11 protein-coding genes are annotated in these 12,285 nt (G+C 60.3%); 5 read left to right on the forward strand and 6 right to left on the reverse strand.

The window, feature by feature from the left end:
- Positions 1-151 precede the first annotated feature (151 nt).
- On the forward strand, positions 152-679 hold the full coding sequence (locus T3A99_RS17525; RefSeq protein ID WP_160893574.1) for a lysine methyltransferase: 528 nt from the start codon (positions 152-154) through the stop codon (positions 677-679).
- A 10-nt stretch (positions 680-689) separates the two neighbouring features.
- Here the strand turns inward: T3A99_RS17525 and can are convergent, their stop codons facing one another.
- Positions 690-1,334 carry a carbonate dehydratase gene (gene can, locus T3A99_RS17530; RefSeq protein ID WP_047229378.1) on the reverse strand — a complete coding sequence of 215 codons (645 nt, stop codon included), beginning with the start codon at positions 1,332-1,334 and terminating at the stop codon, positions 690-692.
- Between the two features lie 132 nt (positions 1,335-1,466).
- Here can and T3A99_RS17535 point away from each other — a divergent pair, with 132 nt between their 5' ends.
- Positions 1,467-1,871: a serine kinase/phosphatase gene (locus T3A99_RS17535; RefSeq protein WP_076386330.1), complete on the forward strand. Its 405-nt coding sequence runs from the start codon at positions 1,467-1,469 to the stop codon at positions 1,869-1,871.
- A gap of 280 nt (positions 1,872-2,151) precedes the next feature.
- Here the strand turns inward: T3A99_RS17535 and rimI are convergent, their stop codons facing one another.
- Complete coding sequence (rimI, locus tag T3A99_RS17540; protein WP_322834611.1) at positions 2,152-2,604, reverse strand: ribosomal protein S18-alanine N-acetyltransferase; 453 nt, start codon at positions 2,602-2,604, stop codon at positions 2,152-2,154.
- Entirely contained in the window at positions 2,597-3,382 is a 786-nt protein-coding gene (locus T3A99_RS17545; protein ID WP_322834612.1) for an energy transducer TonB, read from the reverse strand. Before T3A99_RS17545 ends, rimI begins: the two co-directional genes overlap by 8 nt.
- 180 nt (positions 3,383-3,562) lie before the next feature.
- On the opposite strand from T3A99_RS17545, the gene mksB reads away from it, so the two are divergent.
- The 3 genes from mksB to mksF are packed head-to-tail and all read left to right on the forward strand — an operon-like array spanning position 3,563 to position 8,371.
- Complete coding sequence (gene mksB, locus T3A99_RS17550) at positions 3,563-4,843, forward strand: Mks condensin complex protein MksB (RefSeq protein ID WP_322834613.1); 1,281 nt, start codon at positions 3,563-3,565, stop codon at positions 4,841-4,843.
- Positions 4,833-5,534 carry an Mks condensin complex protein MksE gene (gene mksE, locus T3A99_RS17555; protein ID WP_047229373.1) on the forward strand — a complete coding sequence of 234 codons (702 nt, stop codon included), beginning with the start codon at positions 4,833-4,835 and terminating at the stop codon, positions 5,532-5,534. The genes mksB and mksE overlap by 11 nt, the downstream gene beginning before the upstream one ends.
- Positions 5,531-8,371: an Mks condensin complex protein MksF gene (mksF, locus tag T3A99_RS17560; RefSeq protein ID WP_047229372.1), complete on the forward strand. Its 2,841-nt coding sequence runs from the start codon at positions 5,531-5,533 to the stop codon at positions 8,369-8,371. Before mksE ends, mksF begins: the two co-directional genes overlap by 4 nt.
- A 177-nt stretch (positions 8,372-8,548) precedes the next feature.
- On the opposite strand, the gene T3A99_RS17565 is transcribed toward mksF, so the two are convergent.
- From T3A99_RS17565 to T3A99_RS17575, 3 genes are read right to left on the reverse strand one after another with little or no spacing between them, the layout of a single operon-like run.
- Positions 8,549-10,852: a PqiB family protein gene (locus T3A99_RS17565; protein WP_322834614.1), complete on the reverse strand. Its 2,304-nt coding sequence runs from the start codon at positions 10,850-10,852 to the stop codon at positions 8,549-8,551.
- A complete protein-coding gene (locus T3A99_RS17570; protein ID WP_047229371.1) occupies positions 10,845-11,468 on the reverse strand; it encodes a paraquat-inducible protein A in 624 nt (207 codons plus the stop codon). Before T3A99_RS17570 ends, T3A99_RS17565 begins: the two co-directional genes overlap by 8 nt.
- Positions 11,455-12,114 carry a paraquat-inducible protein A gene (locus tag T3A99_RS17575; protein ID WP_047229370.1) on the reverse strand — a complete coding sequence of 220 codons (660 nt, stop codon included), beginning with the start codon at positions 12,112-12,114 and terminating at the stop codon, positions 11,455-11,457. Before T3A99_RS17575 ends, T3A99_RS17570 begins: the two co-directional genes overlap by 14 nt.
- Between the last annotated feature and the right edge of the window lie 171 nt (positions 12,115-12,285).

A 12,285-nucleotide genomic window follows, 5' to 3' on the forward strand; every position in this document is an offset into this window, starting at 1 on the left:
GCCTGGGCTCACGCGGGAAAGCGCCTTTGGCTCCTGTCAGAGTCGACAGTAGATGGCGTTTCAAGGTTGCGCGAAGCTAGGCAGGTTTCAATGATCGCTGGCAGGATCGCCAGCGCCAGAAGGCCGAGCGTCCTACGCGACAGGGACCGTCATGACCACCTTCCTTGCAGACAGCGCATCCTCACCGAACGGGGACGGCATCTACCCCGAGAAACAACTCAGCACGCGCATGGGTTATCCATCCAGGCGCGATTTCGAAGTGCGCCAGACGACTAACGGCCGCGGCAATGGCATCGTCGCCCGCAAGCGGTTTGCGCCGTTGGAAAGGATGTGCAGGGTATCGGGACTGATCGTCAGCCGACGACGCCTGCATACACTGCAGATCCTGCCGGACATCCACATGTATGACCCGCGCTTCGCCGGATTGCTGCAGCACTCCTGCAGCCCGAACGTTTTCCTGGACATGAGCGAACTGTGGTTATGGGCGTTGACCATCATCGAGGAAGGTGACTGCCTGACGATGGATTACGCCAGTACCGAACAGAAATTGTATCGACAGTTCGCCTGCCGGTGCGGTTCGTCCAACTGTCATGGCTGGATCACAGGCTATGACGAACCGCCCAACGAGCGAGGGATGAAATTTCTGCGGCACTGGCGTCGCCGCTGTCATCGCGACTGAATGAGCCGAATCAGGGCGCGCCGACCGGACGCAGCCGATACTGCGGCGGCAACTGCTCGAAACCGCTGATCGTCGTGTCCAGGCTTTTCCAGCGGCCGTCCTTGATCCCGTAGATACAGCCGTGTATCGACAGTTTCTGTCCGCGATGCCAAGCGTTCTGCACGATGCTGGTGTGGCCGACGTTGGCCACCTGCTGGATCACATTGAGCTCGCACAAGCGATCCACGCGCTCTTCTTCGGTCGGCAATTGGGCCAACGTTTCGCGATGCTCGTAGTACAGGTCGCGAATCGAACGCAGCCAGCCGTCGATCAGACCCAGTTGACGATCCTGCATCGAGGCACGCACGCCGCCACAGCCGTAATGCCCGGTGACCAGGATATGTTTGACCTTGAGCACGTCCACCGCGTACTGGATCACCGACAGGCAGTTGAGGTCGGTGTGCAGCACCACGTTGGCCACGTTACGGTGCACAAACAGATCGCCGGGCAGCATGCCGACGATCTCGTTGGCCGGCACCCGCGCATCGGAACAGCCGATCCACAGGTACTCAGGGGTTTGCTGACGGGCCAGCTTGGAAAAGAAATCAGGATCTTCCTGCTTGATCGCATCGGCCCAGCGCGCGTTGTTATCAATCAGATCTTGTAATTCGTTCATGCTATCTAGCCCTCGAGAATAGTGCGCAACTTTGACAGACGACCGCCCGTCGAGGTCACGTCCAGAATGCCGTTGGAATTCTCGCCACGGCTGTGGGTCCACCCAGTAAGCCCCACAGTATGAGGAATTGCCATGAATGATTCACGACGTCCTTTCGACGCGGTCCAGCCGGAACCCATCGACGATAACGAAGACCGCATGGGCTCGATGCATGAACTGGAATTCGACGAACAAGAGCCCAGCGCGAAAATCGGCGACGAACTGCCGGAAAATGAACGCGAACAGTTGATGCCGCGTGAACGCGTGCGTGAAGCCGGGCTGACAGGGGCTTCAACGGATGATCACGAACCCACCGACGACGACATGAGCCCGGAAACACTGATCCGCGAAGACGGTGCCCGGGACGCCCATGAAGCCGGTGACGACAAACGGGCGGACTGGGACCTGAGCGTAGTGGATGAAAATGACATTGGCGGGGGTGACGGGCTCGACGAAGCGGAAATGGCCGATATCGATCCGTTGGATGGCAAGCGGTAAGTGTCGATCGAGCTGACGCCATCGCGAGCAGGCTCGCTCCCACAGGTTCTGCGTCATAACCCAATGTCTTGAGCGATGCAGATCCAATGTGGGAGCGAGCCTGCTCGCGATAGCGGTGGATCAGTTTGCACTGGGGTTGAATGTGCCGCCGTCATCGCGAGCAAGCTCGCTCCCACAGGGTTTTGTGTTCGAGCGCAAATTTGATGCACACCGCCAAGCTCCCTGTGGGAGCGAGCTTGCTCGCGATGACGGCGTTGCGGTTAACCTCGATGTGGCAAGTTCAGTCCACCAAGGTGCACGCCATGACCACCGCATCTTCGCGTCCGCCCACCGCAGGGTAGTAATCGCGGCGACGGCCGACTTCATTGAAGCCATAGCACTCATACAGCCGGAACGCTGTGCGGTTGCTGTCACGCACTTCCAGGAAGCACTCCCGAGCCTCGGCCTTGTAGGCAATGGACATAAGATGCTCCAGCAGCCGCAAACCCAAGCCGCGCCCCTGGTTTTCCGGTTTGACGGTGATGTTGAGCAAGTGCGCTTCATCCAGAATGATCTGCACCACGCCGTGGCCCACTTGCTGCTGGCCTTCGAACATCAGCCAGATCTGGTACTTGCCCAGCCCGTCGAGAAAGATCCCTCGGGTCCAGGGGTGGCTGTAGGCCGCATATTCGATTTTCAGCACAGCGTCGAGGTCCGCCTCGGTCATCGGGCGGAACGATACAGCGTCACTCATTCGATTCTTTCCAACGCGCCATCAGCCGGCGCATGGCTTGCCAGACATCAGCCTTGCGCTGTGGCGTTTCCATTAACAATTCCAGGCCGGGCAACGCCCAGGCCGAGCCCAGGCCTTCGACCTGCAGTTCGCGATTGAATGCTTGAGCATCCACCTCACCCGCAAATTTCACCGCCGGCAGGCCGATCAGCCACAGGCACACGCAGGGCTCATCCTCAAGCCGCGCCGAGACAAAACCCTGGACAAAATCCCGCGCCGCTTCTGGTCCCTGGTCCATGGTCCCGCGAGACAACAACGGCCAGCGCACCGGCTCGCCAATGATCTGTGGGCTGTCCGGCAGACCGGCGGCGCGCAGCATGTCCTTGAGCAGCAGATACGCCGGATCGCGGCTTTGAAACGGTTCGCCCGTGGGCAGTTCCACCAGTAGCAGGCAACGTCCTGCCCGTAGCAGTTGCAGCGCGAAACGCGGCGGTGCGACGTAAGGGGCCTTGACCGGGGCCGGGGCCTCATCGGCGGCCTCTACCGGTTTGGCGTTGGTGCGGGTCGATGCCAGGCTCGGGCGCGGAACCTCGATCTTCGGCCGTTCGACCACGGGCGCCACCGGCTCGGCAACCGTCCTGGCCACGGGCGCGCTCACGACCGGCTCGATATCCAGCGGCTCGGGCGTTTCCAGCAGCTCGGGCCGCGACGGGGCGGCAAACGGCAATTCGGTACGCGGCAGCCAGTTGACCACCTGCATGGCGGTCAGATAGGCGCGGCGGCGGGACTCGATAAGCAAGGGTCGGCCACTTGTGGATAACTGAAAGTGGAAGGGATTCTACCGCCCTTCGAGACAGATCGCTTCCCTGTTGAATCAATAGTTGAGCGATTCAACCGACAGTCCGTCTCAGGGGTGAATCGCAACCGGCCTGATGCAGTACAATCGCCCCTTTTAATTGCCAACCCGACGGCCATTGCGATGATCGAACCCAAGCGCGTCTTGCGCGCCCTCGCTGAACACTGGGCATTGCTGGAACCTTTGTGCGAGCACTTCGACCAGGGCACCCTGAGCCTCAACGAATTGCGTTCACAATTGGCCGCCCAACAACTGGACAGCACGCCCCAGGACATCACCAACCTGCTGGACGTGTGGATCCGCCTGGACATCCTCGTACCGGTGGCGAAAAGCCCGAACCGTTTCGAGCTCAACGCCCAGATCCATGACTTCCTCGCCTACCTGCGCCGCGAACACCGTCTGGGCCTGTGCCTGGAGATCGAAGCCTACCTGCGCCACCTCGAGCGCCTGGCCGGCTACATCCAGGACGCGTTCGACATTCGCGACGGCAACGATCTGGCCCGCCAGTTGCGTCTGCTGGACATGCGCGTGCGCGACGTACTCAAGAAACTCGCCAACGACGAACAGGCCCTGGTAGCGGTGGCCGAACGGGCCAAGACCAGCGACCGGCAGATTCCGTTGCGCCAGCGCTACGCCGAAGTACTGGCGACCTGGGATGAATACGTCGAACCGATGATCCAGTTGGTGAACGCCGACGGTGCGTTCGAGCAAGGCGTGCGCAAGGTCGAGAATGTGCTGTTGCGCATGCTCACCGAACAGCAGCGCCTCGGCCACCTGGTGGACGATGACATGCTGCTGCGCACCCACGCGCGCATCCTCGAGATGCAGACCAGCGCCCAGTTGACCCTGCGCCATGCCCGCGAATTGCTCCTGCCGCTACGCGAAGAGGCCCGCCGTCACAACGCGGTGACCCGTGGCGCCGCCCTGGCCCTGGCCGCCATTCGGCGCAAAGGCCTCGATGCCGTGCCCCAAGCCGCCATGCCGCTGTTCACCCGTCCGCAAAGCACCTTCCTGGGCAGCGCCAGTCAGGTCGAAGCCTACGTGTACGCCCTGGCCCGTTTCGAGCCGAAACCGGCGCGCTTCCCCAAGTCCCACAAGACCCACAAGGGCGGCGAGGCTCCTCGCGCGCCACGCACCGTACGCGAGATGGTCGAGCGTTGCGAAGACGCGCTGCCAATGCTGGACCTGATGACCTGGTTGCTGGAGCAGGAGCCGGACGGCGCCACCGACGAATTGCTGTACTGGTTCTCGCGTCTGTCGCGGGAAAAACGTTTCAAGCGCGAGCGTCTGGAACGCCGCGACTACCACACTCACGAGCATCAGGTCAGCCTGCGCTCCTTCGCCCTGCTCTCGGCCCGCGACACCGCCGCCGAGGATTCTGCGAGCATCCCCCATGCATCTTGATCTATCCGAACTGTCCCAACTGGCGCCGATTTTTCGCGAGCTGTTCAAGGGTTACCACGTCAGCCGCCGCGACCCGGAGCTGTACGCACAACTGTCGAACTTCCAGGACCAGTACCGCACGCTGTTCAAGGCCCTGGGTTTCGAACTGGTGTGCGACACCCGTGGTTTCTACTACTTCGTGCCGGACCTCGCCGCCGCTGCGGTGAACAAGACCGCCCAACGCCTGGCGCTGTTCACCTTCATCCTCGTCGAGCACCTGGCCGACCAGGGCCGCGACCCGATTGCCGTGCTCGACGGTGGGAGCCTGGGCCGCGATGAGCTGCCCTCGCTTCTGGAAAAGTACCGCGACCTGTTCCTTCAGGCCGAAGTGCAGACCCAGGAAGAGCTGGAAGAAAAAATCATGCGCCGCATGACCCAACTGGGTTTTGCCGGCGAAGAGAACGGTGTCTACCGCTTCCTGCCACCGATGCACCGTTTCCTCGACGTCTGCCTGTCGGTCCAGCAGGACCGCGACCTGGCCGCCAGCCTGCACAGCGTGCTGCCGTTGCCGGCGCCGGTACTGATCGACGAAGACAGCGACGAAAAGTTGCTGCAAACCGATGATCCGCTGGATCTGAGCGAATTCGAAGGTGAAAGCGAAGAAGACGCACTGGCCCGTGCCATTGCCGAAGAACAGGAGACCGACGCATGAGCAAGGAACGCTACGGCATCCGCCGCTTTGCCCTTTTGAACACCGCCGGCTACAGCCTGGGCCTGTTCCCGCTGGAAGAACCGCTGTCGGTGTACGGCGCGAACAACCTCGGTAAATCCGCGTCGATCAACGCCTTGCAGTTCCCGATCCTGGCGCGCATGTCGGACATGAGCTTCGGCAAGTACAGCCTGGAGCAATCCCGGCGGTTCTACTTTGCCTCGGACACCAGCTACATCCTGGTGGAAGTCGCCCTGCCCCACGGCCCGCACGTGATCGGTGTGGTCGGTCGCGGCCCCGGCGGCGGTTTCGGCCACCAGTTCTTTGCCTACGCCGGCAAGCTGGACCTGGCCCATTATCAGAAAGACGACACCTGCCTGCGTCAGAAAGAGCTGTTCACCAATCTGGAGCGCGAAGGCCTCAAAGCCTACGAACTCAAGCCTGATGAACTGCGACGCCTGCTGGTGGGCGGTCATACCTCGATTCCGCTGGACCTGACGCTGATCCCGCTGCGCTCCACCAGCGAGCAAAGCCTCAAGACCTTCCGCGCGCTGTTCATCAACCTGTTGCACATGCGCGAAATTACTGCGGCCAAGCTCAAGCAACTGTTCCTCGACGCGTTCGAGCACAGCCTGCGTTCCGGTAGCGTGGATTACATCGCCGCGTGTGAAGAGGCCTTCCGTGATGTACGACGCATGGAACAGGACTACAACTCCCTGGTGGCTGCCGGTCCGCTGGTGGAGGCCCTGGCCAATGGCGTGAAGCAGCGCGATGTACTGCGCGGCAAACTGCATCGCCTGTCACCGTTGCTCGACTCGCTGCTGGGCACCTGGTCGGACTACGCCAGTGCGCGCAAGGAAGAGCTGACCATCCAGGCCGAACACTACCGTAACGAGCAGGATTCGCTGCAGAACGACCAGCGCGGCGGCACTCAGGAGTTGATGCGCCTGGAACGGGAAATCAGCGGTATCCAGCGCTGGATTGGCGAACTGTCGGTGCTCAAGAACCGCTTTGCCCTGGTGGATGACGTCAAGGTCCTCGAGCAACAACTGCTCGCGGCCAAGGATGCCCACGACGAACTGGCCGGTGCCCTGGCCCAGTCTCGGCAGTTCAGCGCCGAAGACCTGGATGAGCGCCTGCGGGATCTGGAAAAACGCCTGAAGTCGGTCAAGCAGCAACTCGATCACGCCGATAACAACAGCTACGCCCGCCTGCGGGAAGAATTCTCGCAACAGGACGTTGAACGCCTGATGCGCCTGTTCAACAGTGCGCTGTTCAGCCTGCCGCTGGGCGAGCACGGTATCGCGCTGGACGAGAACGGCGAGTGGGTCAAATCCATGGAGCTGATCCTCGACGGCTTCAAAGGTGAGCGTTTCGAAGTACCGGGCCTGTCCATCGACCTGTCCCACATCGAACCGCCGGCCCTGCAAGCCCTGGCCGATCGCGCCGCACTGCGGGACCAGAAAGAACGCCTGGAAAAAGAACTCAAGCAGCTCAAGACCCAGCAAGCGGTGGCCGCCGACCGCGCCGCGAGCAAGACCCAGACCGAGGCGCTGTACCAGCAGGTTCTGGATGCGCAGAAAGCCCTGGAAGACTTCCGCCGCACCCAGACCCTGAGTGCCGAGGAAGGCGAAAAGCTTGAGCAACTGGCGCAGATGGAAGCCGCCCAGGACGAACTCAAGCGCTCCAGCGATGCCTTCACCGAACGTGTCCAGCAGTTGTCCGCCAAGTTGCAACTGGTGGGCCGGCAGATCGCCGACATGGAAGCCAAGCAACGTACCCTCGACGACGCCCTGCGCCGTCGTCAATTGTTGCCAGCGGACCTGCCGTTCGGCACACCGTTCATGGACCCGGTCGACGACTCCATGGACAACCTGCTGCCGCTGCTCAATGACTATCAGGACAGCTGGCAGGGTCTGTTGCGGGTCGATGGCCAGATCGAAGCACTGTACGCCCAGGTGCGCCTCAAGGGTGTGGCCAAGTTCGACAGCGAAGACGACATGGAGCGCCGCCTGCAACTGTTGATCAACGCCTATGCCCACCGTACCGACGAAGCCCTGACCCTGGGCAAGGCACGGCGTGCGGCGGTGACTGACATTGCCCGGACCCTGCGCAACATCCGCAGCGACTACGACAGCCTCGAGCATCAACTGGCGCTGTTCAACCGCGAGATCAACAAGCGTCAGGTGTCCAACCTGCAGAGCTTCCGGATCGTCCTGGCGCCGAACAAGGAAGCGCTCAAGCACATCGACCAGATCATCCACAGCGCCGGCCAGTACGAGGAAGGCGAGACCCTGTCGGTGTTCGACCTCAGCCAGAGCGCCGAGCAGGACAACAAGAACGAAGAGGCCAAGGAATACCTGGCCCGCCTGGTGGCGGCCAACCACAATCAGCTCGGCCTCAAGGACCTGTTCGAACTCGCCTTCGAGATCACCAAGGTCAACGGCCAGCCCGTGATCCACACCGATATCGATGGCGCGGCGTCCAACGGCACAACGATGACTATCAAGGCGTTGACCAACATGTATTTGTTGCTGCACCTGATGGACCGCGAACAGGCCGGTCGCGTGCGTCTGCCGTACTACCTTGACGAAGCGGCAGACATCGACGAGAAAAACCAGGCCGCGCTGCTGGAAACCAGCTTGCAGCTGGGTTTTGTGCCGATCCTGGCCAGTGTGAAACCGCAAGTCTGCGCCAGCGTCGCCATCGACCTGGAAGGCGGCAGCGGCCCCAACGGCATCTACATCGACGAGGCGGACTGGAAGTACATCCGCCGTCACGATGCGGTGAAAGCTACGGTGAATGTGCAGGCCGACGAGCCGGAGCTGGATCCGGTTTGAGGTAAATAGCCGGACACAAAAAAGGCCGCGATCCAATGGATCGCGGCCTTTTTCATTGGGCTTTTTAGGATTGTCGCGAGCAGGCTCGCTCCCACAGGTTTAGCGTCGCAATCAGATGACACTTCGTGGGAGCGAGCCTGCTCGCGATGGCGTCAGAACAGACTGATTGCCCCCTGATCACTTACCCAGCTTGATCTTCGGCGCCCAGGTCAGCCACTCCTCTTCAAACTGATCGAACAAGGGGAAGGTCTGCTCCGGTCGCGCCGGGTTGCCCATCCGCTCGCCATCCGGGGTGGCAAAAGCGATGCCGCCCTGAATCAGCGTCTCCAGCGACTCAGTCCGCACTGTCGCGCCTTTGAACAACCCGAAGTCCATGCCGAAGCCACTGGTATTCCAGAATCGCGTGCCGCTGCGCACCAATGCCGCGTACTTGGGCTCGATCAGGATATGAACCAGCACACGGTCCGCCGTCTGGCCCAATTCATAGCCAGTAACCTTGCCCACGGTAATCTCGCGATACGTCACCGGCACGCCGGTCTTCAACGAACCACGGCGAGCGGCGCTCAACACCAGGCTCAGACCGGCTTCAGGGACAGCGTTTTGCGGTGGGCTGGCGAGGGCCACGAAGTTTTTCTGCGGCCCCAGGTTTTTCACCGGTGGCTGTACTTCGATGTACTGCCCGGTCACCAGCGTCTCCAGGTTCGAGGTCTTCATCAGCCCCAGTTCGGGCTTGACCACCCAGAACTGGGAGCCGACCCGAGCAATACGCTCCGGCACTTCGGTGATACGTGCGGTGAGCAGGATCGATTGCATGTCGGCGCTGAGGTCCACGTCCTCGATCTTGCCCACATCCAGCCCTTTGAAACGAATCGGCGTGCCGCTGCGCAAACCGTCGGCGCGATCAACCTTGATCGTCACCATTGTGCCTTTCTGTTGCGCGGCTTCGCGGTCTGCATGCAGGCGGAACCGTGGGATGCGCCTTTTCAACGGCACATTGGGTTCCGGCGTCTCGAAAGAAATGCCGCCGGCCATCAGGCTTTGCAAGGATTCGCTCTTGACCTGGATCCCCCCCGTCAAACCACCCGTGAGCGTAATCCCGCTGGCATTCCAGAACCGGGTCGATCCGTTGACCAGACCTTCGTATTCTTTCTCGATGTGCACACCAATGATCAACTGCTTTTTCTTGCGGGAGAACTGGTAGCTCTGCACCGATCCAACCTTGACCTGTTTGTAGAGAATCGGACTGCCGACCTCCAGCGAACCCAGGTTTTCAGTGAGCAGGACCAGGTGCAGCCCGGGCGAACGCAAGTCCAGAGGTGGCGCCTTCGGCCTGGCTTCAAACTCGCGCTGCGGCGCGCCTCCCTTGTCGCCGGGACGTATGGCGATGTAGTTACCTTTGACTAATGCCTCAAGGCCCGTAATCCCCGCCAGCGAGATCGACGGCTTGACCACCCAGAACTGGGTGCCGGTCACCAGGTAATCTTCGGCCAGTGGGTCTAGGGTCAATTCAGCGGTAGCGCTGGACAGATCCGGATCGACCTTGAGGTTCTTCAGGCTGCCGACCTGAATGCCTTTGTACATCACCGGAGTACGACCGGACTGTAACCCTTCGAAGTCGCTGAGCTTGACCTTCACGCGGATGCCGGCAGCGGCAGCGTCGAAGTCTTCATAAAGACGAAACGGCAGGCTCGGGTCTGTGGGCGGACTGTCTTTGCGACTCTCCGGCGTGGCGAACGCGATACCACCGGCCACGATGCTCGCCAGGGATTCGCTGCGCACTTTGACGCCCGACAGATTGGCATCGATGCTGATGCCGCTGGCATTCCAGAAACGCGTATGTTTACGCACCAGGCCGGCATAAGTCGGTTCGATATAGATTTTGATTTCGACCGTGCTCTGATCCTCCGATAGCAGGTAGCTTTTCACCTGTCCGACCTGAATCTGTTTATAGAACACCGGGCTGCCACGGTTCAGCGAGCCCAGGCGCTCGGCCTTGAGGGTCAGGTGCAAACCGGGCTTGGCGTCCGAGAGTGGCGGCTCTTCGGCCAGGGCCTTGAATTTACGGATCGGCTCCCCTTCCCCCGGGCTGATAGCCACGTAGTTACCGGAAACCAGGGTTTCCAGGCCGGTGATGCCGGCCAGGGTCACGCTCGGCTTGACCAACCAGAAGCGTGTCCCGGTCTTGAGGTATTGCTCGACGTCCTTGTTCATCTCAATGGTCGCGACCACGCCTTTCGAGCTGCCTTCGTCATCGAGCTTGAGGGACTTCACTTTGCCGACCGGCATACCCTTGTAGACGACTTCAGTCTTGTTGACCTGAATACCCTCGCCGCTTTCAAAGCGCACGTTGATCTCGATGCCGGTTTCGTTATAGGCCCGCCAGCCGAGCCAGCCGCCGATAATCAAGGCAATCAGCGGCAAGACCCAAATCGCGGACCAGTTCGAAGCCGGTCGGGTTTTAGCGGTAGGCAAATCAGTCATGGTCGTCATCCGACTCCGTGTTATCCCAAATCAGTCGGGGATCGAAGGTTACTGCGGCAATCATTGTCAAAATCACTACGCTGGCAAAAGCAATTGCACCAAGACCGGCTTCGACACTCGCGAGTCGACCGAAATTCACTACCGCCACCAATATGGCGATCACAAAAATATCCAGCATCGACCAGCGCCCAATGAACTCGATAAAACGGTACATAAGGATGCGTTGCCGCGCAGACATGGGCTGGTGCCGTTGCACGGAAAACAGCAGCAAGGCGATGCCTACCAACTTGAAAGTCGGAACGACGATACTGGCGATGAACACCACGGCGGCAATCGGAATCATCCCGTGCTGAACCAGCTCGATGACCCCGGCCATGATGGTGCTCGGTGCCCCTTGCCCCAACGAGTTGATGGTCATGATCGGTAGCATGTTGGCCGGAATGTAGAGAATCGCGGCAGTGACCAATAACGCCCAGGTCCGCATCAAGCTGTTCGGGCGACGAGGATGAACCAGGGCGCCGCAGCGGGTACAGGTTTGTGTATCGACGTCAGCTTCCTGCCGGTTTAGCTCGTGGCATTCTGTGCAGATCAAAATACCCGCATCAATCGCCCGCATGAGCGTCCTCTCCTGATAACGCTTGCCAGATCTGATGCGGCGACATCACCACCTCCAGCCAGACCTGGACGAGCAACAAACTGATAAAACACGCCAGACCAAGCCCCACGGTAATGGCCGCCATGTCTGCCAACTTGACGATGGCCACCAGCACACCCATGAGGTAAACCTCCAGCATGCCCCAGTCGCGTAAATGGTGATAAATGCGATAGAGCAATAAGCCGTAGCTACGGCCGATATTCCAGCGAATGGTCAGTAGCACGGCCAATTGGCAAAGCAGTTTAAGCAGCGGAATACCCATGCTGCACAGAAAAACCACCACCGATACACCTTGCATGCCGGTATTGAACAGGCCGACCACACCACTCCAAACGGTGTCCTGGGAGGATTGGCCGAGCAAATTGAGCTGCATGATGGGTAAAAAGTTCGCCGGCACATACAACAGCAGAGCGGCAATGACCAATGCAAGGCTGCGTTCGACCACATTGTGTCGGTGAGCGTAGAGCTCATACCCACAGCGAGGGCATTCGGCTTTTTCGCCATGGGCCAGCTGGGGCTTGCGCATCAACAGGTCGCACTCATGGCACGCCACCAAGTCATCCAACGGCAGATCTGACAACCGAGGGGCGTCAAACGGATCGGGCATAAAGAGCTCTGGCTCAACTAAGGTGGAGGCTATTCTAGTGCGCTGGCTTGAAAATAACTGTGCAAATTTATTCCGAGCCTCGGCGCAATTTTATTGCGGGCAAAACAAAACCCCTACCTGCGTCAGCAGATAGGGGTTTCGGAATTTAATCTTGACGATGACCTACTCTCA

The organism is Pseudomonas sp. N-137 (assembly GCF_034555295.1).
GTDB classification, from domain to species: domain Bacteria; phylum Pseudomonadota; class Gammaproteobacteria; order Pseudomonadales; family Pseudomonadaceae; genus Aquipseudomonas; species Aquipseudomonas rhizophila.

Coding starts and splice junctions, on each gene's coding strand:
- T3A99_RS17525 (WP_160893574.1), top strand. CDS start 152: ATGACCACCTTCCTTGCAGACAGCGCATCCTCACCGAACGGGGACGGC.
- can (WP_047229378.1), bottom strand. CDS start 1,334: ATGAACGAATTACAAGATCTGATTGATAACAACGCGCGCTGGGCCGAT.
- T3A99_RS17535 (WP_076386330.1), top strand. CDS start 1,467: ATGAATGATTCACGACGTCCTTTCGACGCGGTCCAGCCGGAACCCATC.
- rimI (WP_322834611.1), bottom strand. CDS start 2,604: ATGAGTGACGCTGTATCGTTCCGCCCGATGACCGAGGCGGACCTCGAC.
- mksB (WP_322834613.1), top strand. CDS start 3,563: ATGATCGAACCCAAGCGCGTCTTGCGCGCCCTCGCTGAACACTGGGCA.
- mksE (WP_047229373.1), top strand. CDS start 4,833: ATGCATCTTGATCTATCCGAACTGTCCCAACTGGCGCCGATTTTTCGC.
- mksF (WP_047229372.1), top strand. CDS start 5,531: ATGAGCAAGGAACGCTACGGCATCCGCCGCTTTGCCCTTTTGAACACC.
- T3A99_RS17565 (WP_322834614.1), bottom strand. CDS start 10,852: ATGACTGATTTGCCTACCGCTAAAACCCGACCGGCTTCGAACTGGTCC.
- T3A99_RS17570 (WP_047229371.1), bottom strand. CDS start 11,468: ATGCGGGCGATTGATGCGGGTATTTTGATCTGCACAGAATGCCACGAG.
- T3A99_RS17575 (WP_047229370.1), bottom strand. CDS start 12,114: ATGCCCGATCCGTTTGACGCCCCTCGGTTGTCAGATCTGCCGTTGGAT.